Annotated in this window: 23 protein-coding genes; 9 read left to right on the forward strand and 14 right to left on the reverse strand. The window is 75.6% G+C overall.

Annotated features, from left to right (window positions below):
* Positions 1-24: 24 nt before the first annotated feature.
* The 5 genes from BM093_RS05205 to BM093_RS05225 all read right to left on the reverse strand — a co-directional run bounded on the left by BM093_RS05205 (position 25) and on the right by BM093_RS05225 (position 4,516).
* Positions 25-639, reverse strand: a complete 615-nt coding sequence (locus BM093_RS05205; RefSeq protein ID WP_093337952.1) for a TetR/AcrR family transcriptional regulator — start codon at positions 637-639, stop codon at positions 25-27.
* Complete coding sequence (locus BM093_RS05210) at positions 636-3,143, reverse strand: PEP/pyruvate-binding domain-containing protein (RefSeq protein ID WP_093337955.1); 2,508 nt, start codon at positions 3,141-3,143, stop codon at positions 636-638. Before BM093_RS05210 ends, BM093_RS05205 begins: the two co-directional genes overlap by 4 nt.
* 143 nt (positions 3,144-3,286) lie before the next feature.
* On the reverse strand, positions 3,287-3,676 hold the full coding sequence (locus BM093_RS38315) for a DUF3072 domain-containing protein (protein WP_093337958.1): 390 nt from the start codon (positions 3,674-3,676) through the stop codon (positions 3,287-3,289).
* Positions 3,677-3,707: 31 nt separating this feature from the next.
* Positions 3,708-4,193 (reverse strand): bacterioferritin, encoded by a 486-nt coding sequence (gene bfr / locus BM093_RS05220; protein ID WP_093337960.1) that lies wholly within the window; start codon positions 4,191-4,193, stop codon positions 3,708-3,710.
* 125 nt (positions 4,194-4,318) lie between these two features.
* Positions 4,319-4,516: a (2Fe-2S)-binding protein gene (locus BM093_RS05225; RefSeq protein ID WP_093337963.1), complete on the reverse strand. Its 198-nt coding sequence runs from the start codon at positions 4,514-4,516 to the stop codon at positions 4,319-4,321.
* A 131-nt stretch (positions 4,517-4,647) separates the two neighbouring features.
* On the opposite strand from BM093_RS05225, the gene ligD reads away from it, so the two are divergent.
* The 5 genes from ligD to BM093_RS05255 all read left to right on the forward strand — a co-directional run bounded on the left by ligD (position 4,648) and on the right by BM093_RS05255 (position 11,140).
* On the forward strand, positions 4,648-6,624 hold the full coding sequence (ligD, locus tag BM093_RS38130; RefSeq protein ID WP_218162668.1) for a non-homologous end-joining DNA ligase: 1,977 nt from the start codon (positions 4,648-4,650) through the stop codon (positions 6,622-6,624).
* A 5-nt stretch (positions 6,625-6,629) separates the two neighbouring features.
* The gene (locus BM093_RS05240; RefSeq protein WP_093337965.1) at positions 6,630-7,403 is read left to right on the forward strand and encodes a glycerophosphodiester phosphodiesterase family protein; all 774 of its coding nucleotides are present in this window, start codon (positions 6,630-6,632) and stop codon (positions 7,401-7,403) included.
* Between the two features lie 43 nt (positions 7,404-7,446).
* A complete protein-coding gene (locus BM093_RS05245; protein ID WP_245773308.1) occupies positions 7,447-8,772 on the forward strand; it encodes an MFS transporter in 1,326 nt (441 codons plus the stop codon).
* 220 nt (positions 8,773-8,992) lie between these two features.
* Positions 8,993-9,334 carry an RNA polymerase-binding protein RbpA gene (locus tag BM093_RS05250; RefSeq protein ID WP_093337970.1) on the forward strand — a complete coding sequence of 114 codons (342 nt, stop codon included), beginning with the start codon at positions 8,993-8,995 and terminating at the stop codon, positions 9,332-9,334.
* Between the two features lie 81 nt (positions 9,335-9,415).
* A complete protein-coding gene (locus BM093_RS05255) occupies positions 9,416-11,140 on the forward strand; it encodes a DUF885 domain-containing protein (RefSeq protein WP_093337973.1) in 1,725 nt (574 codons plus the stop codon).
* Positions 11,141-11,172: 32 nt separating this feature from the next.
* On the opposite strand, the gene BM093_RS05260 is transcribed toward BM093_RS05255, so the two are convergent.
* The 7 genes from BM093_RS05260 to BM093_RS05290 form a co-directional block, all read right to left on the reverse strand.
* The gene (locus BM093_RS05260) at positions 11,173-11,643 is read right to left on the reverse strand and encodes a universal stress protein (RefSeq protein ID WP_093337976.1); all 471 of its coding nucleotides are present in this window, start codon (positions 11,641-11,643) and stop codon (positions 11,173-11,175) included.
* Between the two features lie 223 nt (positions 11,644-11,866).
* Positions 11,867-12,643, reverse strand: a complete 777-nt coding sequence (locus BM093_RS05265; RefSeq protein WP_093337979.1) for a polyprenol monophosphomannose synthase — start codon at positions 12,641-12,643, stop codon at positions 11,867-11,869.
* Entirely contained in the window at positions 12,636-14,738 is a 2,103-nt protein-coding gene (lnt, locus tag BM093_RS37040) for an apolipoprotein N-acyltransferase (RefSeq protein ID WP_245773309.1), read from the reverse strand. The genes BM093_RS05265 and lnt overlap by 8 nt, the downstream gene beginning before the upstream one ends.
* 430 nt (positions 14,739-15,168) lie before the next feature.
* Complete coding sequence (locus BM093_RS05275; protein WP_177238279.1) at positions 15,169-16,056, reverse strand: PIG-L deacetylase family protein; 888 nt, start codon at positions 16,054-16,056, stop codon at positions 15,169-15,171.
* A 256-nt stretch (positions 16,057-16,312) separates the two neighbouring features.
* Complete coding sequence (locus BM093_RS05280) at positions 16,313-16,507, reverse strand: PspC domain-containing protein (RefSeq protein ID WP_093338139.1); 195 nt, start codon at positions 16,505-16,507, stop codon at positions 16,313-16,315.
* A gap of 109 nt (positions 16,508-16,616) precedes the next feature.
* Positions 16,617-17,744 (reverse strand): M24 family metallopeptidase, encoded by a 1,128-nt coding sequence (locus BM093_RS05285; RefSeq protein WP_093338142.1) that lies wholly within the window; start codon positions 17,742-17,744, stop codon positions 16,617-16,619.
* Between the two features lie 59 nt (positions 17,745-17,803).
* Positions 17,804-18,640 (reverse strand): GAF and ANTAR domain-containing protein, encoded by an 837-nt coding sequence (locus BM093_RS05290; protein WP_245773310.1) that lies wholly within the window; start codon positions 18,638-18,640, stop codon positions 17,804-17,806.
* A 68-nt stretch (positions 18,641-18,708) separates the two neighbouring features.
* Here BM093_RS05290 and BM093_RS05295 point away from each other — a divergent pair, with 68 nt between their 5' ends.
* Complete coding sequence (locus BM093_RS05295) at positions 18,709-19,695, forward strand: 5'-3' exonuclease (RefSeq protein ID WP_245773311.1); 987 nt, start codon at positions 18,709-18,711, stop codon at positions 19,693-19,695.
* A 37-nt stretch (positions 19,696-19,732) separates the two neighbouring features.
* A complete protein-coding gene (locus BM093_RS05300; protein WP_093337983.1) occupies positions 19,733-21,136 on the forward strand; it encodes an amidohydrolase in 1,404 nt (467 codons plus the stop codon).
* A 34-nt stretch (positions 21,137-21,170) separates the two neighbouring features.
* Here the strand turns inward: BM093_RS05300 and BM093_RS05305 are convergent, their stop codons facing one another.
* A complete protein-coding gene (locus tag BM093_RS05305; protein WP_093337986.1) occupies positions 21,171-21,755 on the reverse strand; it encodes a helix-turn-helix domain-containing protein in 585 nt (194 codons plus the stop codon).
* Positions 21,756-21,822: 67 nt separating this feature from the next.
* Between BM093_RS05305 and BM093_RS05310 the strand changes: the two genes are divergently transcribed.
* The gene (locus BM093_RS05310) at positions 21,823-22,989 is read left to right on the forward strand and encodes an NAD(P)/FAD-dependent oxidoreductase (protein ID WP_093337989.1); all 1,167 of its coding nucleotides are present in this window, start codon (positions 21,823-21,825) and stop codon (positions 22,987-22,989) included.
* A complete protein-coding gene (locus tag BM093_RS05315; protein ID WP_218162669.1) occupies positions 22,986-23,990 on the forward strand; it encodes a class I SAM-dependent methyltransferase in 1,005 nt (334 codons plus the stop codon). Before BM093_RS05310 ends, BM093_RS05315 begins: the two co-directional genes overlap by 4 nt.
* A gap of 6 nt (positions 23,991-23,996) precedes the next feature.
* On the opposite strand, the gene BM093_RS05320 is transcribed toward BM093_RS05315, so the two are convergent.
* Positions 23,997-25,247 carry a GNAT family N-acetyltransferase gene (locus BM093_RS05320; protein WP_245773312.1) on the reverse strand — a complete coding sequence of 417 codons (1,251 nt, stop codon included), beginning with the start codon at positions 25,245-25,247 and terminating at the stop codon, positions 23,997-23,999.
* Positions 25,248-25,289 lie beyond the last annotated feature (42 nt).

A 25,289-nucleotide genomic window follows, 5' to 3' on the forward strand; every position in this document is an offset into this window, starting at 1 on the left:
CACCGACCCGACACGACTCACCGATCATCGGAGCTGCAGCAGCGGGATCACCACCTCGTCGGTGATCTCGACGAGCACGTCGTCCGCGATCGGGGCGCCGTGGCTGAGAAAGTGGTGCCGCACCAGGGCGTGCCCGGTCTCGAGCCGACGTTCGGTGACCACGGCCGGATCCACCTCGCCGCGGGCGATCGCGCGCCGGGCGATCTCACGCATGCCGGCCTGGCTCGAGCCGCGCGAGTGGGACCGCACCTGCCGCGCCCGCTCCGGGTCGCCGAGGGCGTCGCTCAGCACACCGGCCAGTGCCCGGCCGGCGGGTCCGGCCAGCTGCTCGGCCACCCCGCGTACGACGGCGAGCAGGTCCCCGCGCAGGCTGCCGGTGTCCGGCGGGGCGGCCGGGTCGGGGAACGCGTGGTACACCGCGTCCATGGCCAGCTCGACCCGGCTCGGCCAGCGCCGGTACAGCGAGGCCTTGCCGGCGCCGGCCCGTTCGGCCACCCGCTCCATCGACAGCTGCCCGTAGCCCACCTCGGTGAGCTCGGCCAGCACGGCGTCGAGGATCGCCGCCTCCAGCGCCGCGCCGCGCCGGCGCGGCCGCCTGCGGTGGTCGGTGCCGTCCGCGGTCGTCGACGACGGGCTCACCGGTCCGCCCCGGTGACCCGGCCGGTGTCCCCGTCGACGGTGACCACCTGGTCGTCGGTCAGCACGCTCGTGCCGGTCACCGTGCCCATCACGGCCGGGATGCCGTACTCGCGGGCGACGATCGCGGCGTGCGAGCCGATGCCGCCGGTGTCGACCACGACCGCGCACGCGCGCTGGAACAGCGGCGTCCAGGCCGGGTTGGTGTAGGGGCAGACCAGCACGTCGCCACTGCGCAGCCGGCCGGCATCGGTGGCGTCGCGGATCACCCGGACCGGCCCGGTGGCCCGGCCGCCACCGGCGGGGGTCCCGCCGAGCAGGGCGTCACCGTCGCCGGGGTGCCCGGATCCGAACGCCGACGGGGCGATGAGCGGGACCCCGGCCAGCTCCGCGCGCCGTGCCGCGCGGTCCCGGACCGTGGCGCGCACCCGCTCGGCCGCGGCGGGGGAGAGCGCGGCCGGATCGTCGAGGGCCTCGAGCTCCTCCAGGCGCAGGTGCCAGACGTCCTCGACGGCCCCGAGCGCACCGGAGCCGGTCAGCCGGCGGGCCGTCTCCAGTACGGCCCGCCGGAGCACCGGTAGCACGCGGGTGCCGTGGAAGTGGGTGTCCTCGCGGAACGCGACGCCGGCCCGGGCCGCGGTCAGCAGGTCGCCGACCCACGGTCCGGACCGGGTCAGCCGCACCAGGGGATGACCGAGCAGCCGCTCCTCGGCCCGGGTCCCGGGTGACCGTGCCGGCGGGGGCTCGTCGAGGAGCATCCGGACCATCCCCAGCACGACCTGCGGGGCCTCACCCCAGGTGGGCGCGGACAGCAGCAGGGCACTCGCGGTCTCGCGGTGCCCGTACTCGTCGAGGAACGCCGCGAGGGCGGTGCGGAACGCCGCGAACGCCGGGTCGCACTCGATCCGCTCGCCGAGCGCGGACGGCTCCGTCTCGACGGCCGCGCGCAGCGCCGGATCGGCACGCACCAGCCCGGCCAGGTCGGCGAGCGCCCGGTTGGCGTCCTCGGTGCGGGTGCGGGTACCGACGGTCCCGGTCCCGTCCCGCCGGCCCAGCAGCGTGCGCAGGACGCTCAGCGCCGCCAGGTCGACACCGGAGCGGGGCAGGTAGTCCACCCGCAGGTCGGTGACGAGGTCCGCGGTCGCGAGCGCGCGCCGGGGGATCTCACGCAGCTCGGCCCAGCCGAGCGCGCGCGGGTCCACCGCTCCGAGTTCACGGATCTCCCGTTCGAAGCGTTCGAACCGCGGGTCGCGGGTCCATTCCCGCGGCCGGAACCGCCGGATCCGGGGCAGGTTGCGGGCCGGCGCGGTGAGGAGCCGGCGGGTGGGCCGCGGCCGTGGTGGGACGAGCCGGTCGACCACCCCGTCCACCTCGGGCAGGATCTCGGCGAAGTCGATCCGCAGCCCGGGGATCTCGGCCAGCATCCGCTGCACCATCCGGCCGATCCCCGGACGGATCCAGCCGCTGACGTCCATCGGGTACGGCCGGCTCGGCAGCATCTCGAGGAACTGTGGCCCGGCGAAGCGCTGGAACCGCGACAACGGCTGCGGCGGCGGGGGGAGTGCGGTCATCGGGCGGGCCTGCACGAGCCAGGGGCGCCCGTCGGCCCAGGCCCACTCGACGTCCTGCGGGCGGCCGAAGTGTGCGGCGGCCGCCCGGCCGAGCCGGGCCAGCTCGGCGAGTGTCGCGTCGGGGAGCTCCTCGGAGGCCGGGCCGGTGTTCCCGGGCGCCGTGCCGGGCCGGTGCTCGACGCCGCCACCGGCGACACCGCGCACCACGACCTCCTGCCGTCCGCGCCGCCGCTCGCGCACGCGCCCGGTGCCGTCGAGCACGTAGTGGTCCGGTGTGACCAGCCCGGACACCACGGCCTCGCCGAGCCCGCGACCGGCGTCGATCACCACGCTGTCCCGGTCGCCGCTGACCGGGTCGGCGGTGAACAGCACGCCCGCGAACGCGGCCGGCACCATCCGCTGCACCACCACCGCGATGCCGACCCCGGCCGGGTCGACGTCGCGCGCCGCCCGGTAGGCGATCGCCCGCTCGGTCCACAGCGAGCCCCAGCAGCGGCGGACGGCGTCGAGCAGCGACTCGGGACCGAGCACGTTGAGGAAGGTGTCCTGCTGACCGGCGAAGGCGGCACCGGGCAGGTCCTCGGCGGTGGCGCTGGAGCGCACGGCCACGGGACCGGCGCCGAGGCCGGTGTAGGCGTCGAGGATCGCCGTGCGCAGCTCGCCGGGGATCTCCACGGCGGCGAACGCGGCCCGCAGCGCGGCACCGGCGTCCTGGTCCGCTCCGGCGAGGTCCGGGCCGAGACCGGCGGCCTCGACGACCGCGGCGTAGGCGTCGGTCGTGACGACCACGCCCTCGGGTACGGGCAGACCGGCGCGGACCAGCTCACCGAGGTTGGCTCCCTTGCCGCCGGCGACCGCGAGGTCGTCGCGGCCGAGCGCGGTGAGCGGGAGGACGTGTCCGGTGGCGGCAGGTGGCCGGGTGGGGGCGTGCGTCATGCTGCCCTTCGTCTTCGCTCGTAGTGAACGAACCGTTCACTGGTGACGGTACGACCCGTCGATACGGAACGCAACGTTCACTCGCGCCCGACAGGGAGGGGGGTCGGCGGCACGCTCCGCCGCTCATATTGTCATAACGTGCATTATCGGCTTACCGGAGACAGGAGCCTCCGCGCACGATGCAACGTCGCAGAGCCGCGAAAAACGCCCCGAGGGGCACCCTGGAGGCACATGGCGCCACGAGGGTGCCCCTCGGGACAGCGTCGGGCTCGGTGCAGGGCGCGAACTCGCCGTGCGCGGGACCCACCGGGCGCGGACTCCGGGCGGGCCGGCGCGGCCGCACCGGCCCGCTGCAGCAACGTCTCCAGGTACGAACGCTGCGGCCCGGTGATCGGCTCGCCGCCGGCCCTCCGGTGCTCGCGGGTCGTCCCGGGCACGCCGGGACCAGCAGCGTCAGGTACGGGGTCGACGGCGCCGTCGACCCTCCACCGCCGCACCCCCGCACCCGCCCCTCGGAACGCGGAAACTGTCATAATTCCGCGCACCGGAGGCGTCCGGGCGGGTTCAGCCCGCCGTCGGCGGCTGGTCGACGAGCTGGGCCAGGTACAGCTGCTCGCCGAGGGTGTCCATCAGCTCGAGGTTGGTCTCGATGTAGTCGATGTGGTGCTCCTCGTCGGCGAGGATCTTCTCGAACAGGTTCGCCGAGGTGATGTCGCCCTTCTCGCGGCACATCGCGATCCCGGGCCGCAGACGCTCCACCACGCCCTGCTCGATCGCCAGGTCGGCCTGGAGCTGCTCACGCACGGTCTGCCCCACGTTGATCGTGAACAGCCGCTGGTAGTTCGGCAGGCCTTCCAGGAACAGGATCCGGTCGGTGAGTTCCTCGGCGTGCCGCATCTCGTCGATCGACTCGCTGCGGGTGTAGGCCGCGAGCTTCGTGAGCCCCCAGTTCTGCTGCAGCTTGGCGTGCAGGAAGTACTGGTTGATGGCCGTGAGCTCGCTGGTCAGCTGCTCGTTCAGCAGGCTGATGATCTCGTCGTCGCCGCGCATGGCTGATCCGATCCGTCGGTCCGGTGCTGTCGGACGACGAATGTAAGCCAGCACACAGCGGCGCCGACGATCAGGACCGACTCACCGTCGTACAGGCTCACCTGCACAGAGGCGAGGTCGCGCGCTCATCCGGCGGCGGGCAGCTCGCCGATCCGCTCACCGGCGGAGTGCGTCATCAGGATCGTCTCGAGCCGATGGTGGCAGCTCCCGCAGCCGGTACCGGCACCGCAGGCGTCACCGATCGTGTCCACGCAGCGCGCGCCGCCACGGATGCTGTCACGAACCTCGGTCTCGGTGACCGCAGCACAGATGCACGCGAACACGGTGTCCCCTTGTGTCAGTGTCCCTTGCTTCAAAACCCCTCATCTCAGGAGCCCCTTGCTTCGGGATAGGCAACCCTATCCTGACATTGCGACGGCGGGCCCCACAAGACCCGGCTCGTTACGCTGGCCCCGTGCCGCTGGAGGAGTACCGCCGCAAGCGCGACCCCCGGCGCACGCCGGAGCCGGTGCCCGAGGACGTCCCGCAGACCGCCGGCGACGACCGGTTCGTCGTGCAGGAGCACCACGCCACGGCGCTGCACTGGGACCTGCGCCTGGAGCGCGGCGGAGTGCTGGCCTCGTGGGCCGTGCCGAAGGGGCTGCCCGAGGACGCCGAGACCGTGCGGATGGCCGTGCGCACCGAGGACCATCCGCTGGAGTATCTGGACTTCCACGGCGAGATCCCGCGGGGCGAGTACGGCGGCGGCCGGATGACGGTCTGGGACTCGGGGCACTACGAGACCGAGAAGTGGAACGACCGCGAGGTCGCGTTCGTGCTGCACGGCACCCGCGCCCGCGGGCGGTTCGTCCTCCTGCACCGCCCGGGCGAGCGGCAGGACCGCTGGCTGCTGCGCCGCACCCGCGAACAGCCTGGCTCCGCGGCGCCGGGCGGGGCACCGCTCCCCCGTGCCGTCTCCCTCGCCGTCCCCACGCCGGCGGACCGGCTCCCGTCCGGGCACGGCTGGCAGGTACGCCCGGTCTTCGGCGGGCAGCGGGTGCTCGTGCGCAGCGACGGCGGCCGGCTCACCCTGCACCCGGCCGACGGCGGCGTCCCCGGTGCGGCGGTCCCGGCCCCCGCTCCCCTGCGCGACCTCGGCCCCGCGCTCGGCGCCGGCGGGCACCTGCTCGACGCCGAGCTGACCGACGCCGGGGAGCTGTGGGTCGCCGACGTGCTGCACACCGGCGGTCGCGACGTCCGGCCGCTCGCGCTCGCCGACCGGCGCGCGGTCCTGGAGGCACTCCCCCTCGACGGGCCGCACCGCCGCGTCGTCCCGCTCTACCCGAACTCCGGGGGCCCGCTGCTCGACGCCGTGCGCGGGCAGGGGCTGCCGGGGGTCGTGGCGGTGCGGGAGGGGTCGGCCTACCCGGAACCGGGTGGCCCGTCGGACGACTGGGTGGAGGTACGGGTGGACGACACGACGCCGGCGCCCCGGCGGAGCGCCCGGAGACCGGAGCGCCCGGGCGGGGCGGCACCGCGGACCGGTCACGGCCGCGCGTCGCTGTCCAACCCGGACAAGGTGCTCTACCCGGCGACCGGGACGACGAAGGCCGACGTGCTCGCCCACTACCTGGCCGTCGCCGAGGTGATGCTGCCGCACGTCGACGGCCGCCCCGCCACGCTCAAGCGCTGGCCGGACGGGGTGGAGAAGTCCTCGTTCTTCGAGAAGAACGTGTCCGGGCACGCGCCGCCGTGGCTGCGCACCGCCCGGGTCGGGACGCCCGGTGGCCGGTCCGAGTCCGCCGACTTCGCGGTGATCACCGACGCCGAGGGGCTGGCCTGGGCGGCGAACCTGGCGGCGCTGGAGCTGCACGTACCGCAGTGGCGCCTGGGTCCGCGGGACGGCCGGCACCCGCCGGACCGGGTCGTGTTCGACCTCGACCCCGGGGAGGGCACGACCGTCGTCGACTGCTGCCGGGTCGCGGAGCGGCTGCGCGCCCTGCTCGACGAGCACGGGCTGGCGGTGTACCCGTCGACCTCCGGCGGGAAGGGCATGCAGCTCTACCTGCCGGTGCGGGTCACCGAGCCGGAGCGCACCGCCGAGTTCGCCCGTGAGGTCGCCGAGCGGCTCGCGGCCGAGCACCCGCGGGAGACGATCGCGGTGATGACCCGGGCCCGGCGGCGCGGGAAGGTGTTCGTCGACTGGAGCCAGAACAACACCGCGAAGACGACGATCGCGTCGTACTCGCTGCGCGGGCGGGAGCGCCCGACCGTCGCCACGCCGCTCACCTGGGACGAGGTGCACGCCTGCCGCGAGCCCGAGGATCTGGTGTTCACCTGCGACGATCTGCCCGCGCGGCTCGAGGAGCACGGCGATCTGCTGCGCCCCCTGCTCGACACCGAGGGTTTCCGGTTGCCGCGTGGTGGCGCGATCTTCGAGGTGCCAGGCTGACCGGTGTGCCGCACCCCTACCTCGACGGCCCGTACCCGCGCGCCTACGCCCACCGCGGCTGGCACGTCGGCGAGCTCGACGGCTGCGAGAACACGCTCGCCGCGTTCGTCGCCGCCGCCGACCACGGCCTGCGCTACGTCGAGCTGGACGTGCACGCCAGCGCCGACGGCGTCCCGTTCGTGCACCACGACCCGACCCTGGAGCGCACGACCGACCGGACCGGGCGCATCGACGCGTTGCCTGCGGCCGAGCTGGACGCGGTGCGGGTGCGCGGCCGGGAGCCGCTGCCGCGGCTGACCGACGTGCTGGCCGCCGTCCCCGGTGTGCGGATCACGATCGAGCTGAAGTCCGACGCCGTGGTCGCCCCCACGCTCGCCGCGGTCGACGCCGCCGGCGCCTGGGACCGGGTGTGCCTGGGCGCGTTCCACGACCGCCGGCTCGTCACGGCCCGGCTGGCGGCCGGGCCCAAGCTCTGCACCTCGATGGGGCAGCACGCGGTGACCGCGTTGCGGGCCCGCGCGTGGGGCGCCCCGCAGCGGCTGCTGCCCCGGCTCAGCGGCGAGCTCGCGCAGGTCCCGCCCGCGTTCGGGCGGATCCCGGTGGCCTCGGACCGGCGGTTCGTGCGCGCCGCGCACGCCTCGGGCCGGGAGGTGCACGTCTGGACCGTCGACGAGCCGGTGCAGATGCACCGGCTGCTCGACCACGGTGCCGACGGGCTGCTCTCGGACCGGCCCGACCGCCTGCTGCAGGTGATCGGCGAGCGGGCCGGATCTGCGTGATCACACCGAGGCCGCGACCGGGGCCCGCCGATACGCTCGCCCGGTGACCGCAGCAGTGCTCCCCGAGGCCGGGCCGCGCCGATCCCGCGTGTGGGCGTGGGGCCTGTGGGACTGGGGGTCGTCGGGCTTCCAGCACGTCGCCCTGACGTTCGTGTTCTCGGTGTACCTGACCGACGCGGTAGGCGCGGACCTGCCCGGCGAGGTATCGGCGAACAGCTGGCTGGCCTGGTCCACCGCGGCCGCCGGGCTGCTGATCGCGGTGATGGCGCCGGTGCTCGGGCAGAGCGCGGACCGCAAGGGGCGACGGCTGCGGGCCACCGGCGTCTGGACCGCACTGGTCGTGCTGTGCATGATCGGGATGTTCTGGGTCCGCGACGACTGGACCTACCTCTGGGCGGGCCTGCTCCTGCTGGGCCTCGCATCGATCTTCATCGAGCTGGCCGCCGTGTCCTACTACGCCCTGATGGCCCAGGTCGCGACGCCGTCGACGGTGGGGCGGGTGTCCGGGTTCGGCTGGGCGCTGGGCTACATCGGCGGGATCATCCTGCTGCTCGGGGTCTACGTGGCCTTCCTGTCCGGCGACGGCGGCCTGGCCGGGGTGTCCACCGCGGACGGCTTCGACGTGCGGATCGCGGTGCTGGTCGCGGCGATCTGGTTCGCGGTGTTCGCCACGCCGATGTTCCTCGTGCTCCCCGAGACCGCCCCGCCCGCGCCCGGGGCGCCGCGCCTGGGGGTCGCCGGCTCGTACCGGAAGCTGCTCACCGACCTGCGCGCGCTGTACCGCGCGAGCCCGCACACGGTGTTCTTCCTCGGCGCGAGCGCGCTCTACCGGGACGGGCTCAATGCGATCTTCGCGTTCGGCGGGGTGCTCGCCGTGACCGTCTACGGCCTCGACCCCGGCCAGGTGCTCGTCTTCGGTGCCGCCATCAACGTCGTCGCCGCGCTCGGCGCCCTCGCCGGGGGTCGCCTCGACGACCGGTTCGGGCCCAAGGCGGTCGTCCTCGGGTCGCTGGTGGGGCTCGTGGTCGTCGGGATCGTGCTGCTGCTGGTGTCCGGGCCGACGATGTTCTGGGTCTTCGGCCTGGTCCTCGGCGTGTTCGTCGGCCCGGCGCAGGCGTCATCGCGGTCGTACCTGCTGCGGGTGTGCCCGGACGGGCAGGAGGGCCAGCTGTTCGGGCTCTACGCCACCACCGGGCGGGCCGTCTCGTTCCTCGCCCCGGCGCTGATCGGGCTGTTCACCTACCTGTTCGGATCGGACCGCGCGGGCACCGTCGGCATCGTCGTCGTCCTGGTGTTGGGCCTGGTCGCGCTGCTGCCGGTGCGCTCCCCGGACCGGGGTGTGAACACTCGGCGACCTGAGGGTGATTAGCGTCACACATGGCTGACACGTCACATCAGCGTGTGTAACGGGCCGGAGTAGGGAACACTGGCGCATCGGGCGCAGAGCGGGTTACCGCCGGGTAAGAACCGGGGAAACTCACTGCCCCGCCGCCGGAATTCCGTGACGCCACGAACGTTACACCCGGTGGCGGCGACATGACCGTCGAGGTGCCGCCGCCTCGACAGAGCAGCAAGGAGGGTGACGACGCATGGCCGACCGCGTTCTGCGTGGCAGCCGGCTCGGGGCTGTCAGCTACGAGACCGATCGCAACCACGACCTGGCGCCGCGGCAGATGGTCCGTTATGTGTCCGAGTCCGGTCACGAGTTCGAGGTGCCGTTCGCGAACGACGCCGAGGCCCCGGCGACCTGGGAGTCGCCGCAGGGCGGCCTCGGCCGGCGGGTCGACGGGACCGAGACGGAGCAGAAGAAGCAGAAGCCCCCGCGCACGCACTGGGACATGCTGCTCGAGCGCCGGTCGATCGCCGAGCTCGAGGAGCTGCTCAACGAGCGGCTGGAGCTGCTGCGCGAGCGGCGCGCCGAGATCGCCTGAGCTCGGAACACACACGCACGGAGCCCGGATCCCGCGACAGGGGTCCGGGCTCCGTCGCGTCGAGGGGCATGATGGCCGTCGATGAGTGATCACACCCACCCCAGCCCCGTCGGCGCCGACCGGGCCGTGCGCGATCTCGCCGACGACCACGTCCGCCGGCTCGCCGAGCTCGACCCGATCGTCGCCGGTGACCTCGGGTTCGACGACCGGCAGGACGAGCTGCCCGACCTCTCCCCCGACGGGACCGCCGCCCTCGTCGCCGCCGCCCGGGACACCCTGGACCGGCTCGCCGCGCTCGCCGAGCCCACCGACCCGGACGAGCGGCGCTGCGCGCGGCTGCTCACCGAGCGCCTCGGCGCCCAGATCGACCACGTCGAGTCGGGTGAGCCGCTGCGGGCGGTGCAGGAGCTGTTCGGCCCGCTGGCGACCGTCCGGACCGCGTTCACGCTCATGCCGGTCGAGGACGACGGCGACTGGGCGACCGTCGCCGCCCGCATGGCCCGGGTGCCGGCGGCGCTCGAGCAGTACCGCGCGTCACTGAGCGAGGGCCGCCGGCGCGGGCTGCTCGCCGCACCGCGCCAGGTCGTGCGGGTCGCCGAGCAGATCGACGCGTGGAACGCCGACGCCGGCGGCCGCGGCTGGTTCGCCGCCTTCGCCGCGCCCGCCGAGGTCGGCGCACCGGTGCGGGCCGATCTCGACCGCGGTGCCGCGGCGGCGTCCGCGGCGCTGGCCGAGCTCGGGAGCTGGCTGCGGACCGAGTACCTCCCGGCCGCCGAGGGCACCCCGGACGCGGTGGGCGCCGACCGCTACCGGATCGCCTCCCGGCTCTGGAACGGCGCCGACATCGACCCCGACGAGGTCTACGCCTGGGGCTGGTCGGAGTTCCGCCGGCTGCGCGAGGAGATGGCCGTCGAGGCCGGGCGGATCGTGCCGGGCGGCTCGGTCCGCGACGCCATGACGCTGCTCGACACCGACGGCGGCACGACCGGCGTCGTCGAGGGCGGCGAGGCGGCCCGCACGCACCTGCAGAAGATCATGGACGACACGATCGCGGAGCTCGACGGGACGCACTTCGACCTGTCCGGGCGGATCCGTGAGGTCGAGTCCCGGCTCGCGCCCGCCGGCAGCGCCGCGGCGCCCTACTACACGCCGCCGACCCTGGACTTCTCCCGTCCGGGGCGCACCTGGCTGCCGGCCACCCCGGACGACCGCTACCCGATGTGGGACCTGATCAGCACCTGGTACCACGAGGGCGTCCCCGGCCACCACCTGCAGCTGGCGTCCTGGGCGCTGCGCTCCTCGGAGCTCTCGACGTTCCAGACGTCGCTGGTGGGCGCGGTGAGCGCGGACGTCGAGGGATGGGCGCTCTACGCCGAGCTGCTCATGGACGAGCTCGGGCACCACGCCGACCCGGGCTCGCGGCTGGGCTACCTCAACGGCCAGATGCTGCGCGCCGTCCGCGTGGTGATCGACCTGGGCATGCACCTGTCGCTACGGGTGCCCGACGACTCCCCGGTCGGTGCCGGGCAGGTCTGGACCCCGGAGCTGGGCCGGGAGTTCTTCGGCCGCCACGTCGGCGCCGGCGATGCGATGGCCGACTCCGAGCTGCTGCGCTACCTCGGCGGGCCGGGGCAGGCGATCGGGTACAAGCTCGGCGAGCGGGCCTGGCTGACCGGCCGGGAACGGGCACGGGCCGCGCACACCGCGCGCGGGGAGAGCTTCGACCTGGCCGCCTGGCACGCCGCGGCGCTCGCCCAGGGCACGCTCGGCCTCGACGACCTCGTCCCGGAGCTCGAACGCCTGTGAGTGGTTTTCGCGGTCAGGACCGCGAAAACCACTCACAAGCCCCTGACCACCACGACCGTGCAGTGCGCGTGGATGACGCTGTTCAACCCGACCGAGCCGATCATCATGCTGGCCGCCTCCCCGCGTCCGCGGTGGCCGACGACCAGCATGTTCGCGGCGCGGGAGAGGCGCTCGAGCACCGCGCCCGTCGGCCCGCGGTGCACCTCGGGCTCCACCGGCGGGACGGTGCCGCCCTTCGCGGCCCGTGCACTCGTCGCGGAGCCGACCTGCTCGACTGCCTTGTCCCACGCCGCGCGCCGCAGCTCGTCGAGGTCGACGGTCGCACCGAGGGTCAGCACCCACGACGAGGGCACGTCGTAGGCCAGGACGGCACGGACCGGCAGGTCCCGGAGCACGGCCTCGTCCATCGCGAAGGCGAGTGCGGCGCGGGACCCGTCGGAGCCGTCGATCCCCACCAGGATGTGCTCGCTGCGCGCGTCGTCGGTCCGTCGCTCGTCGGTCATGTTCGGCCCTCTCCCCCGGTCCTGCGGCGATCGCCGCCGTGCCGGGGAGGGTCCCGAGCCGGAGATGATCCGGCCAGGGACTTCCGTCCCCTGCGCCGCAGCGGGTCCCGCTGTCGGCGGGGTCCCGCTGTCGGCGGGGCCGTGCCGGAGGCCGCGGGCGGGCACGGGAGCCGGATCGGCGTCGTGCTGCCGCCCGCCGCGGGGCCGGCCGGCGAGGAGCCGGTCAGGACGGGTGGGCGCCCTCGGTGACCGGGCCGGAGGGGTACTGCGGGACGTCGCGGCCGAGCCGGTGCGACAGCCCCCAGCAGGTCACCCGCCACAGCGCCTCGGCGACGATCGTGCTGCTCATCTTCGACGAGCCGCGCTCGCGTTCGGTGAAGGTGATCGGCACCTCGCGGACCCGGAAGCCCGCCCGCACCGCGCGCCAGGCCATGTCGACCTGGAAGCAGTAACCCTGCGAGGCGACGCCGCCGAGGTCGAGTTCCTCCAGCACGGCGCGGCGGTAGACCCGGTACCCGCCGGTGATGTCGCGGATCGGGACGCCGAGGGCCAGCCGGGAGTACAGGTTGCCGCCACGGGAGAGCACCTCGCGGTGCCACGGCCAGTCCACGACCCGCCCGCCGGGCACGTAGCGGGAGCCGAGGACGACGTCGGCGTCCTCCAGCGCGGTCAGCAGCGCGGGCAGGTCCTCGGGGGCGTGCGAGCCGTCGGCGTCCATCTCGACCACGACCTGGTGCTCGCCGGTCAGGGCGTGCCGGAACCCGTCGAGATAGGCGGCGCCGAGCCCCGCCTTGCCGGACCGGTGCAGCACCCGCACCCGGTCGTCGGCGGCGGCCAGCTGGTCGGCGAGCTCACCGGTGCCGTCCGGGCTCGCGTCGTCGACGACGAGGACGTCGGCGTCCGGGACCGACGACTGCAGCCGCGCCACCGCGGAACCGAGGTTCTCCCGCTCGTCGTAGGTCGGTACGACGACCAGGACCGGTCCCGGTGGCTCAGCCATTCTCGTCCTTCCCCGCCCGTGCACGCCGACCGGAAGACCCTACTGCGTCGCCGCGTTCCCGTCGGGTCACCACGAGGGCGAGTCCGGCGGCGGCGAGGCCGACCACGGCCAGCGCCCACTCCGGCCCGGAGCGCAATCGTGCGGACAGCGTAGTCGTCGTGCGCAGCTCGACGCGATCGACCAGCACATCCGGGACGAACTGCCCCGTCCGACGGGTGACGGTGCCGTCCGGGGTGATCATCCCGGAGACCCCGCTGGTCGTCACGACGACGACCGGCCGGTCGAACTCCACCGCGCGGACCCGCGACATCGCCATCTGCTGGTAGGTCATCTCGGTGAGCCCGAACGTGGCGTTGTTGCTCGGGACGGCGAGCAGCTGGGCCCCCGCGGCGACGGCGTCCCCGAAGGCGTCGTCGAACGCGATCTCCCAGCAGATCGCGACGGCCGTGGGCACCCCGGCGAGCGTGACCAGACCGTCCCCGCCACCGGGCACGAAGAACCCGGCCCGGTCCACGTAGGACGAGAACAGCCGGAAGAACGAGCGCCACGGCATGTACTCGCCGAACGGCTGGATGCGGCGCTTGTCCTGCCGGTCGACGACGCCGGTCCCGGCCTGCCAGACCAGCGCGGCGTTGCTGGTGGTCCCCTCCGGGTTGATCAGGACCGCGCCGACCATGATCGGAGCCCGGATCGCGCGGGCCGCGGCGTCGATCCGGGCGGCGGCGTCGGGGTTGCGCAGCGGGTCGATGTCGGAGGAGTTCTCCGGCCAGATCACCACGTCCGGCTGCGGCTGCCGGCCCGCCGCGACCTCGGCGGCGAGGCGCTCGGTCTCGCGGGCGTGGTTGTCGAGCACCGCCCGGCGCTGGGCGTTGAAGTCGAGCCCGAGGCGCGGCACGTTGCCCTGGATCGCCGCGACCGTGACCGCGCGCGTCGGTTCACCGGGGGCCGGGGGGACGAGCGCGGCCAGCGGCCCGGCCACGCCCACCAGGATCAGGAGCACCACCGGGACCGCGATCGCGCGCATCCGGCTCGTGGCCGGCCCCCGCCTGGCCCGGTCGTGCCCGGCCCCGCTGTCGTTCCCGTGGGGCCCGCCGGGGCCGGTGCCGGCATCGCTCCCGGCCGCAGCGTCGTTCCGGGAACCGGGGTCGTTGCGAGACCCGGGGTCGTTGTTGCGGGACCCGGTGTCCTTCCCGGGCCCGTCAGGGTTCCCGGCCTCGGCGACGTACCCGGCTTCGGCGTCGGTCCCGGCCCCGTCCGTGCCGGGCCCGTCCCCGGCCCCACCGGCCCCGAGGGGCACCCTCGTAGCGGCATGTGCCCCCAGGGGTCCCCTCGCGGCAGCCCGGGTGGTGCCTGCCGAAGCGTCCGCGGCGTCCGTGGCGCCTGCGGGGTCCGGTGTCCCGGGGGTGCCGTTCGTGACGCCCCGTGTCACGCGGGTACCCCCCGTTGCCGGACGGCCGGGCCGGTACGCCCCGGAGACGCCGGACGGGAGCAGGCGGCGCACGAGCTCGGCGAGCGCGAGCCCGGCGAGCACGGTGGCGAAGCTCAGCAGCGGTACCCCGCCGATCGCGGCGACCGGCAGCAGCGGCGACTCGGGCTGGCCGAACCCGACGCGGCCCCACGGGAACCCGCCGAACGGGACGCTGCCGCGTAGGAGCTCCCCGCCGACCCACAGCGCCGCCGCCCACACCGGCCAGAGCGCGCCGAGCCGGCCCGGCACCCGCGACACCAGTGCCATGAGCGCGCCGGTCAGGCCGAGGAACAGGGACTCGAACGCCGCGAGCACGATCCACGGGAACGAGCCGACGAAGAAGCCGGTCCACACCAGCAGCGGCAGCAGGAACCCGAGCCCGAACGTGAACCCGGCCAGGAACCCGCGGCCCGGTCGGGCGTCGCGCAGCACCAGGCCGAACAGGGCGAATGCCGGTAGCACCAGCCACCACAGGCCGTCCCGCGGCGGGAACGAGAGGTAGAGCAGGACCCCGCCGAGCAGGGCGACACCCGCGGCGACGCCGGAGTCGAGCCACCGCCGCGACCGGGTCGGCGCGGGGCCGGGGGGTACCGCCTCGGCGGCCGGGGAAACGCGCAGGGACGCCACGCCCCGAGCCTACGGCGGCCGTCGTGAGCCCCCGGTGATCGGCTCGACCCCGGCGCCCGGCGCCAGCCGTCTCCCACCCCGGGCGCCCCGAGGGGACCCCTCGTAGCGCCCTGCGCCCCGAGGGGGCCCTGGGGGCATCGGGTACGGGGACGACGCGGACGCACAACGGGGCCTCGGAGCGCCGCCCCCGGCCCCGGGGCACCCTCGTAGCGCTGTGCGCCGCGAGGGTGCCCCTGGGAGCGCCAGGATGCGGGGCACGGGCCGTACAGGGCTCCCCGCGTCGGTGGGCGCCGCGCCCCGGCCCGTCACGAGGGGCACCCCCGTGGCGCGATGCGCCGCGAGGGTGCCCCTCGGGGCGTCAGGGTGCCGGGGCGTCGGGGCCCGGTACGCGGCGCGGGCACGGCCCGGTCCCGGACGCGGGCCGGGTGGGTCAGCGGGCCCCGGCGAGCAGGTGCGCGTTGCCCAGGGCGTCGAGGACCCCGGGCTCCTGGGTGACACCGTCGCGTTCCCCGCGCAGGAACCACTCGTGTCCGTAGGCGTCGGCGAAGGTGTCGGCGGGCACCTGGTCCGGCCCGATCTGGCTGGCGTGGGCGAGCATCGCGTCCCGCTTGGCGGCCAGCTCGGCCTCCGTCCCGCGGACGGCGACGGCGATCTCGGCGGTGACGCGTCCGAACCCGACCCCGGCGGCGTGCGCGGCGCCGTGCACCAGGTGCCGGTCGCGGGCGGTGAGGGCGAGGTGCTCGCGGTCGACGGTCATCCGGTAACCCACGGCCCCGGTGAGGGCGACGGCGACGGCACCGGCGGCGTGCGCGGCGCGGTGGTCGGGGTGGCCGTAGATGCCGGTGTCGTCGTCGTGGACCACGGTGCCGGCGCCCTCGGCGTCGACCAGTTCGGCGACCGCGCGCCCGACGAGCACGGGGTCGGCCGTGGCGAGCGCCCGCGGGTGCCGGGCGTCCGGACCGCCGGGCAGGCCGGAGTCGCGGTGCCCGAGCAGGACCAGGCGGGAGACGCCGAGCCGCGCGGCGGCGTCCTCGAGCTCGCGCCGGCGCCGGTCGGTGATGCCCTCGCCGGGAGCCAGCGGGACGCGGGAGCCACCGAGGTCACCGCCGGTGGCCAGGACGAGGACGACCCGGGCGCCGGCGTCGGCGAGGCGCCGCAGCGTCACGCCGGTGAAGATCGACTCGTCGTCGGGGTGGGCGTGCAGTGCGAGCACGGTCTGCCCCGACAGGGCGGAGCCGGGAAGGCCGGCGCTGGGCAGGCCGGATCCGGGCAGGTCGGAGCGGACAGAGCCGGAGTCGAACAGATCGGGAGAGTGCACCTGGGTGATCGCTTCGCGTGCCGGGGCCGCGGGGGCCGGTTCGAACGGGACCGGGGACGGGTCGGTGCCGCGGCGCGGAAGCGGAGGACCTCAGCCGCGCGGGCACGGACCCGGACGACAGCAGCACACGGCGGCACGCAGCTCGGCGCGCGCGGTGGCGGTCGTCGGGGCGATCACGCGGCACATCATGGCAGGCCCGCCGTCGCGGGACCACGTGGGGTCCCTGCGACAACGGCCACACCTGCCGGGCGGTGGCTCAGTAGGCGGCCTTCGGCATGATGATCCACAGGATGATGTAGATCACGAACTGTGGGCCGGGCAGCAGGCAGGACAGCACGAACAGCAGCCGGACGGTGTTGCGCCCCAGGCCGAATCGTTCGGCGAGGCCGGCGCACACCCCCGCGATCACCGTCCCGTTGCGGGGGCGGACGAGGCTGCGGGACTGGGGCATGTTCACCGGAGGGCTCCTTCGGAACGGGTGACGGGTACAGCTCCCACCCTGGCAGGAGTGGAGGCGGTTCCGCTCGGGGGACACCCCGGAACCGCCTCCGGGTTCTCCCTCAGAGAACGACCAGGTCGCGCGGGTTGGAGTTGAGCCGCTCGACGCCGCCGGCGGTGACGACGACGATGTCCTCGATCCGCGCGCCCCACCGTCCGGACTGGTAGATCCCCGGCTCCACGGAGAACGCCATGCCTTCGGTGAGGACGAGGTCGTTCCCGTCGACGATGTAGGGCTCCTCGTGCACGTCGAGCCCGATCCCGTGCCCGGTCCGGTGGATGAAGTGCTCCCCGTGCCCGGCGGCGGCGATGTGCTCGCGGGCGGCCCGGTCGATCTCCGCGGCGGTCACGCCCGGCTTCACCGCGGCGACCGCGCGCTCCTGCGCCTCCTGCAGCACCGCGTAGGTCCGGGCGACGTCGGCGTCCGGCTCGCGGCCCACGGCGTAGGTGCGGGTGCAGTCGGAGTTGTACCCGCCCGGCAGCGGGCCACCGATGTCGACGACGACGACGTCACCGGCCTCGATCACCCGCTCGGACACGTCGTGGTGTGGGCTGGCGCCGTTCGGGCCGGACCCGACGATGACGAACGCGGCCTCGGTGTGGCCCTCGGCGACGATCGCGGCGGTGACGTCAGCGGCCACCTCGGCCTCGGTGCGCCCCGGGCGCAGCCACTCGCCCATCCGGGCGTGCACCCGGTCGATGGCCTCGCCGGCGGCGCGCAGCGCGGCGATCTCGGTGGGGTCCTTGCGCATGCGCAGCTCTCGCAGCACCGAGCCGGCCAGTGCCTGCGGGACGTCCGGGAACGTGCCGCGCAGGCCGAGCACGTGCCGGGCCGCCATGTCGTCGTCCACCGACATCCGGGTGGGGCCGCCCGCCAGGTCGCTGACCAGCAGGTAGGGGTCCTCGCCGTCGGTCCAGGTGACCAGGTCGATGCCCAGTGCCTCCAGCGGCACGCCGGTGAACCCGGGTGCCTCCAGGGACGGGACCACGAGCGCGGGCGGGGCACGGTGCCCGGCGGCCGGGACGACCAGACAGGTCAGGCGCTCGTGGGACGACCCGTCGAAGCCGGTCAGGTAGCGCAGGTCGGTACCCGGGGTCAGGAAGAGCACGTCGGTGCCCTGCTCGGCGGCGTGCTCACCCGCCCGGCGCAGCCGGTCGGCGAGCAGCTCGGTGGGGACGGCGTCGGTCATGGTCCGCAGCGTAGGCGTGGGCCCGGGGTGCGCGAGCGCCGCCCAGCGCACCACGGTGGTCATTCGGCGTCGATCGCCCCCGGGTCGGCGGTGAGGGTCGCGGCGAGCTCGACGAGCTTGACGTTGAGGTCCTGGGAGGTGCGGCGCAGCACGTCGAACGCGGCGTCCGCGGTGAGCCCGCGGCGGGCCATCAGGATCCCCTTGGCCTGCCCGATGACGTCGCGGGAGGTGATGGCCTGCCGCAGCTGGACCTCCTGCAGCTCGGCCGCCGACACCGCGGCGCAGGTCGCCAGCGCCAGCGACGCGTGCGTGGCCAGCAGCAGCATCCGGTCGCGGTCGGCGGGGACGAACGCGCCCGCGGGACGGGCGTAGACGTTGAGCGCGCCGGGCAGCCGGGGCGGGTGCACGTCCGGGACCAGCGAGGTGGCCAGCACGGAGCGGTAGCCGAGCCGGGTGGCGGTCTCGGCGAACTCCGGCCAGCGCCCGTCGGTGCGCAGGTCGTCGGCGACCGCGAGGGCCGGGCCGTCGGCCCGGGCGGACTCGACACACGGCCCGCGCCCGCTGCGGTACTGGGCCGCGTCGATCTCGGACGCGACCGGGCCGGACTCGACCGGGGTGTGGAAGCCGCCCGTCTCGTCGCGCAGGGTGACGCTGACCAGGTCGGCGGCCGGCACGACGCGGCGGACGGCCCCGACGACGCGGGTCAGCACCTCGCCGACCGACCCCGAGGACAGCAGCACGGCCGTGAGCCGGGCGAACTCGCGGGCGAGCGGGCCGGCGTCGGCCAGGCCGGCCGGGCCGGGCCCCGCGTCGTCGCCGGTCTGCACGAACCGCACCCGGTCCTCGGCCCAGGCCTGCTCACCGCGTCCGGCCCGTGTCGTCCCGCTGCGCTCCACGACCTCATCATGCCCGCACCGCCGAGCGCCGACCCGTCCCGCGGGCACCGATGCCAGACTCTGCGGCCATGAGCGACCGCCCGTTGATGCTGCTCGACTCCGCGAGCATGTACTTCCGCGCCTACTTCGGGGTCCCGGAGAGCATCACCTCCCCCGACGGCACACCGGTGAACGCGGTACGCGGGTTCACCGACATGATCGCCCGGCTGGTCACCGAGCACCGTCCGGCGCGGCTGGTCGCGTGCCTGGACCTGGACTGGCGCCCGGCGTTCCGGGTGGCGGCGCTGCCGTCGTACAAGGCACACCGGGTGGAGGCCGGCCGGGCGGGTGACGAGGTCCCCGCCGGGGTCCCGGAGGAGGTGCCGGACACCCTCGCCCCGCAGGTCCCGGTGATCATGGAGGTGCTCGGCGCGGCCGGGATCTGCACCGGCGGTGCCCACGGCTTCGAGGCCGACGACGTGATCGGCACGCTCGCCGACCGGGAGGGCGCCGACCCGGTGCTCGCCGTGTCCGGCGACCGCGACCTGATGCAGATCGTGCGCGACGACCCCGGCCCGCCGGTCCGGCTGCTCTACATCGGGCGCGGGCTGAACCGGGCCGAGTACCTCGGCCCAGAGGAGGTCGCGGCGAAGTACGGGCTGCCGCGTGAGCGGGCCGGGGCGGCGTACGCGGAGATGGCGATGCTGCGCGGCGACCCCTCGGACGGGCTGCCCGGGGTTCCCGGCGTCGGTGCGAAGACGGCGGCGACGCTGGTCGGGCGGTTCGGCTCGTGGCCCGAGCTGGTGGACGCGGTCGGCACCGGCGGGGACGCCCGGCTGGCGGCCGGGGTCCGGGCGAAGCTGGTGGCGGCGAAGGACTACCTCGACGTCGTCGAGCCGGTGGTGCGGGTGGTCACCGGCGCGCCGGTGGAGCTGAGCCACGACGACACCGCGCTGCCGAGCGCGCCGGCGGACCCGGAGCGGCTCGACGAGCTGGCCCGGCGCTGGGGCCTGGAGTCCTCGGTGGCGCGGCTGGTGAAGGCCCTGAAGTCCCTGGAGACCACCGAGCCCGCGTGAGCCGCCACGGCCGGGGCGTCGGTGCGATGATCGGGGCGTGACGCGCCCCGACCAGCTCCCGGAGCAGCCCAGCCGGGCCCACGACGACGCCGTCGCCCGCGAGACGGCGGCGCGGGCCGCGGCCGCCGAACCGCTGACCTCGCCGCACGACGGGGCACCCGGCCCGGTCCGGGAGCAGCTCACGGCCACGGTCGAGGCGCTGTCCGCGGACCTGATCGGGCTCTCGCACCGGCTGCACGCCGACCCCGAGACCGCGTTTACCGAGCACCGCTCGGTCGCGGCCGTCGCCGAGCTGCTGGCCCGGCACGGCATCCCGGCCGAGGTCGGGGTGCACGGCCTCGACACGGCGCTGCGGGCCCGCATCGGCAGCGGTGGCGGCGGCAGCGGCGGTGTCAGCGGGGACGGTGGGTACGGGGACGGCGAGGGCGATGCTGCCGCCGGGCCGACGATCGCCGTGCTCGCCGAGTACGACGCGCTGCCCGGCATCGGGCACGCCTGCGGGCACAACGTGATCTGCGCGTCCGCGGTGGGGGCGTTCCTGGCGCTGGCCCGGCAGCTGCACGACTCGCCCGTGCCCGGGACGGTGCTGCTGCTCGGTACGCCCGCCGAGGAGGGCGGCGGCGGCAAGGAGACGATGGCCCGCGACGGCGCGCTGGACGGCGTCGACGCCGCGGTGATGCTGCACCCGTTCGCCCACGACATCGCCGACCACCCGTTCCTGGGCCGGCGCCAGCTCGAGGTCACCTACCACGGCGTCGCGGCGCACGCCTCGGCCCACCCGCACCGCGGCCGCAACGCGCTCGACGCCGTCGTCATGGGCTATCAGGGTGTGGCGATGCTGCGCCAGCACCTGCCCGACGGCGACCGGGTGCACGGCGTCGTCGTCGACGGCGGCCAGGTGCCCAACGTCGTGCCCGAGCGGGCGGCGGCCCGTTACTACCTGCGCTCGCAGCACCCGGACACGCTGCAGGACCTGACCGAGCGGGTGCGGGCGATCGCGGTCGCCGCGGCCGCGATGACCGGCTGCGGGTACACCCTGACCTGGGACCCGAACCCGCCGTACCTGCCGATCCGGCACAACCGGACGCTGGCCGCCCGCTGGTCACAGCACCAGGCCGCCCGGGGCCGGACGGTGTACCCCCGCGGTGTGGTGCCCGAGTCCGAGACCGGCTCGACCGACCTGGGCAACGTGTCGGTGCGGGTGCCCTCGATCCACCCGATGATCGCGATCGCGGAGCCCGGGACGGCGCTGCACACCACGGCGTTCGCCGAGGCAGCCGCCGGGCCGGCGGCCGACCGGGCGGTGCTCGACGGCGCCGCCGGGCTGGCGCTGGTCGTCGCCGACCTGCTGCACGACGCAGGCCTGCGTGCCGCGGTGGCCACCGAGTTCGCCGAGGCGGGCGGCCCGGTGGACGTGCCGTCGTTCTTCGACACGGCCTGAGCTCCGAGCCGGCGCGCTCCGGCACAAACGCCGCTCACCGGCGGTCGCGCGGCGCCGCCCGGGTGTGGATCTTCTCCCCCTGCGGGCCGAACAGGCTCAGCAGCTCCACCGACCGGCCCTGCTCGGCGGCGCCGAACCAGTGCGGGACGTGCGTGTCGAACTCGGCGGCCTCCCCCGCCCGCAGCACGACGTCGTGCTCGCCGAGCACCAGGCGCAGCCGCCCGTCGAGGACGTAGAGCCACTCGTAGCCCTCGTGCACCCGCGGGTCCGGGGCGTCGCCGCGCCACGGGATCAGCATCTTGAACGCCTGCAACCCGCCGGGCCGCTCGGTCAGCGGCACGATCGTGGTGCCGTGCTCGTGGCGGGGCCGCAGCCGGACCCGCGGATCGCCGACCGGGGGCGCGGCGACCAGCTCGTCGAGCGGGACCTGGTGGGCCGCCGCGAGCGGGAGCAGCAGCTCCAGCGTCGGGCGCCGGCCACCGGACTCCAGCCGCGACAGGGTGCTCACAGAGATGCCGGTCGCCTCGGCCAGCTCGGCCAGGGTCATGCCGCGCGCGGCGCGCAGCCCGGCCAGCCGGGTACCGACGCCGGCCAGGGTGTCCGCGATCGCCTCGTCCATGCCGCCAGTTTGCCACTTCGGCAACGATGTTTGCCATTGTGCGGCGCGCGGGTCCACGCTCGATCCCATGACGACCTCGGCGAACCCACCCGTGACCCCCTACGACGTGATCGTGCTCGGCGGCGGTGCCGCCGGGCTCTCGGCCGCCCTGACCCTGGCCCGGGCCCGCTGGCGGGTCCTCGTGCTCGACGACGGCACCCCGCGCAACGCGCCCGCCGCCGGGGTGCACAACTGGCTGACCCGCGACGGGCTGCCGCCGGCCGAGCTGGGCCGGATCGGCCGGGCCGAGGTGCGCGGCTACGGCGGCACCGTGCGCGACGCCCGGGTGGGTGCTGCCCGCGCGCTGCCCGGCGGCGGGTTCGCCGTGACGGTGACCGGCGGTCCCGATGCCGGCGGCACCGGCACCGAGGTCGTCGGGCGGCGGCTGCTGGTCACCACCGGCCTGACCGACGAGCTCCCGCCGATCGACGGGCTGGCCCGGCACTGGGGCGGCGCGGTGTTCGCCTGCCCGTTCTGCCACGCCTGGGAGCACCGCGACACCCGCATCGGCGTCCTGGCGACCGGCCCGCACGACCTGTTCAAGGCGCACCTCGTGACCCGCTGGAGCGACCGGGTCACGCTGTTCCTGCACACCGGCCCGGAACCCGACGACGAGCAGTGGGCCGGGTTCGCGGCAGGCGGGATCACCGTCGTCGACGGGGAGGTGGCCGGGCTGCTGGGCGACGGCGACCGGGTCACCGGTGTGCGGCTGGCCTCGGGCACGACCGTCCCGGTCGACGCGCTGTCGATCTCCCCGCCGGCCCGGGCCCGCGCCGGGTTCCTCGACGGCCTCGGGCTGGTCACCGTCGGGCACCCGTCCGGGCTCGGCGACCACCTGCCGGTCGACGCCGTCGGCGCCACCGGGCTCCCCGGGGTGTACGCGGCCGGCAACGTCACCGACCCGATGGCGACCGTCCCGGTGGCCGTCGCGGCCGGGGCGACCGCGGCCGCGGCGATCACCCGGGACCTGCTGACCGCCGACCTCGATCAGGCGGTCCGGGACCGGGCAGTGCGGTTCTCGGCCGACGCGCCGCTGTCGGGCGCTGCGCCGGCCTCGGCCCCCGCGCCGGCTGCGGCCCTCGCGCCGCCCCCGACCGACGCGGTGTCCCCGGCCGCGGCGCCGTTCTCGGCCGCGGGCGAACGCGCGTGCGCCGAGCGGGTTGCCGACGAACGCGTCCACGGGCTCACGCCGTGACCCGCTCCGCCCGCGCCGGCACCACCCGTACCGGCACCGCCCCACACCACCCGACCAGCACGGAGGACACCGTGCAGCCGAAGGACACCGTGCATGTGGAGGACACCGTGAACCTGGAGGACACCGTGCACTCGGACAACACCGTGCACCCGGACGACTCTGCGCACCCGGACGACTCTGCGCACCCGGACGACTCTGCGCACCCGGACAACCCTGTGCACCCGGACAACCCTGTGCACCCGGACAACCCTGTGCACCCGGACAACACCGTGAACCCGGACAACGCTGTGCACCTGGAGAGCACCGTGAACGAGACCACCGACGCCCGCTCCCCGCAGCACCGGCACGGACGCCCCGACCCCGCCGCCGACCAGTTCTCGGCCGGCTTCTGGGACGCCCACTACGCCACGAAGCACCGGCTGTGGAGCGGCAATCCGAACCGGTGGCTGGTCGCCGAGGCGGCCGGACTGGCGCCGGGCCGCGCGCTGGACGCCGGCTGCGGCGAGGGTGCCGACGCGCTCTGGCTGGCCGAGCGGGGCTGGCGGGTCACCGGCACCGACGTCTCCGGGGTCGCGCTGGACCGCGCCCGGGCCGCCGCCGAGCGGGCCGGGGCGGCCGACCGGATCACCTTCCGCCTCGGTGACCTGCGCGCCGACATCCCACCCGCGGGAGCGTACGACCTGGTCAGCGCGCAGTACCTGCACCTGCCGTCGGCGGTCCGGCGGCCCGCCTACGCCGCGCTGGCCGCCGCCGTCGCGCCCGGCGGCACGCTGCTGCTCGTCGGGCACCACCCGCGTGACCTCGACGGGCCGATGCCGCGCCCGCAGGATCCGGACCTGTTCGCCGACGAGGACGAGCTGGCCGCCGCGCTCGACGGGTACGACCGGGAGAGCGGCTGGGATGTCCTGGTCGCCGAGGCCCGCCCGCACCCGGGCACCCATCCCGACGGCCACGAGGTGACCGTGTACGACGCCGTCCTCGTCGCGCGCCGGCGCCGATAGGACGGGTCAGAAGAACGTGCCGCCCCACGGTGCCGGGCCGGGCACCGCGAACAGCGCGTCCGCGCGGGCCGCCGCACCGGCGGTGTGCTCGGTCCAGCGCCCGGCCGCGGCCAGCGCCGACGGTGCCCGGTCGCCGAGGAAGGCCGGGGCCAGCGACTCCAGCCCGGTCTCCAGATCCGGCAGCGCGTCCCCGGCGGGGGCGGCTCCGTCCGGGCCGATCCGCCACGTGCCGGTGTCCTCGAACAGGGGGTCGTGCAGGCGCAGCACCACCGGCTCGCCCGGCCCCCAGGCCCGGGCGCCGAGCGCGCGGGCGACGTCGACGATCCGCAGCCACAGGTCGTCGTAGCGGCCGGTGAGGCGGACCGCGCGGGGGTCGGCGAGCATCAGGTCGAGGTCCTCGTCGAGCGGGCGGGCACCGCACACGACCGCCTCGGTCAGGTCCACGCCGGTCAGGAACCGCCACAGCCCGGCCGTCGCCCCGCGGGTGCCCGCCCACAGCTGGTGGACCCGGATCTCGTCGCGGCCGCCCTCACCGGCGGCGGTCCCCCACACCGCGAAACCGTCGTCGCCGCCGGGGCCGGTGTGCACCGCGACGGCCCGGTACTCCCCGGCGGACGGTCCGGCCGGGTCGATGCTGCGCCGCCACCAGCGGTCGGTGCGGGTCAGCCCGCCCGGACGCCCGGCGGCGAGGCGGGCCTGCAGGTCGGGCAGCACCTTCAGGGCCTCCGGGATGCCGAGCATCCGCACGGTGCCCCCGGCCGGGGCCTCCGGGCGCCACTGGGCGCGGGCGGTGACGCGGACCTGGTCACCCCGCGAGGCGACGCCGTAGCCGTACCGGCCGTAGATCACGGCCTCGCTGGCCCGCAGCACCGTGACGACGTCACCGCGCTCCCGGGCAGCGGCCAGCTGGGCGCGCATCAGGGCGCTCAGCCGGCCCGCCCGGGTGTGGTCGGCGCGCACGCCCACCCCGCTCACGGCGGCGGCGTCGACCCGGGCCCCGCCGGGCAGGGTCAGCCGGGTCGGGAAGGAGTAGGCGCTCCCGGCGAGCTCGCCGTCGGCGGTGCGGACGCCCAGCCAGTGCTCGTCGGCGGACTGGCCGTGCGCCTGCCAGGCGTCCTCGGTCGACGGCGGCTGGTGCACGGTGGCCAGGAACAGGTCCCAGGCGGCGCGCCGGTCGGCCGGATCGGTCAGGGGCTGCACCGCGTGTGCCCGGCCCGTGCTTCCCAGGCCTGTGCCGCCGTCGTGCGCTCTGCTCACGTCCGAGGAGCCTCCTCGACCGGGCCGCGCCCCGCCACCGCT

The organism is Pseudonocardia ammonioxydans, from assembly GCF_900115005.1.
In the GTDB taxonomy this organism is placed as follows: domain Bacteria; phylum Actinomycetota; class Actinomycetes; order Mycobacteriales; family Pseudonocardiaceae; genus Pseudonocardia; species Pseudonocardia ammonioxydans.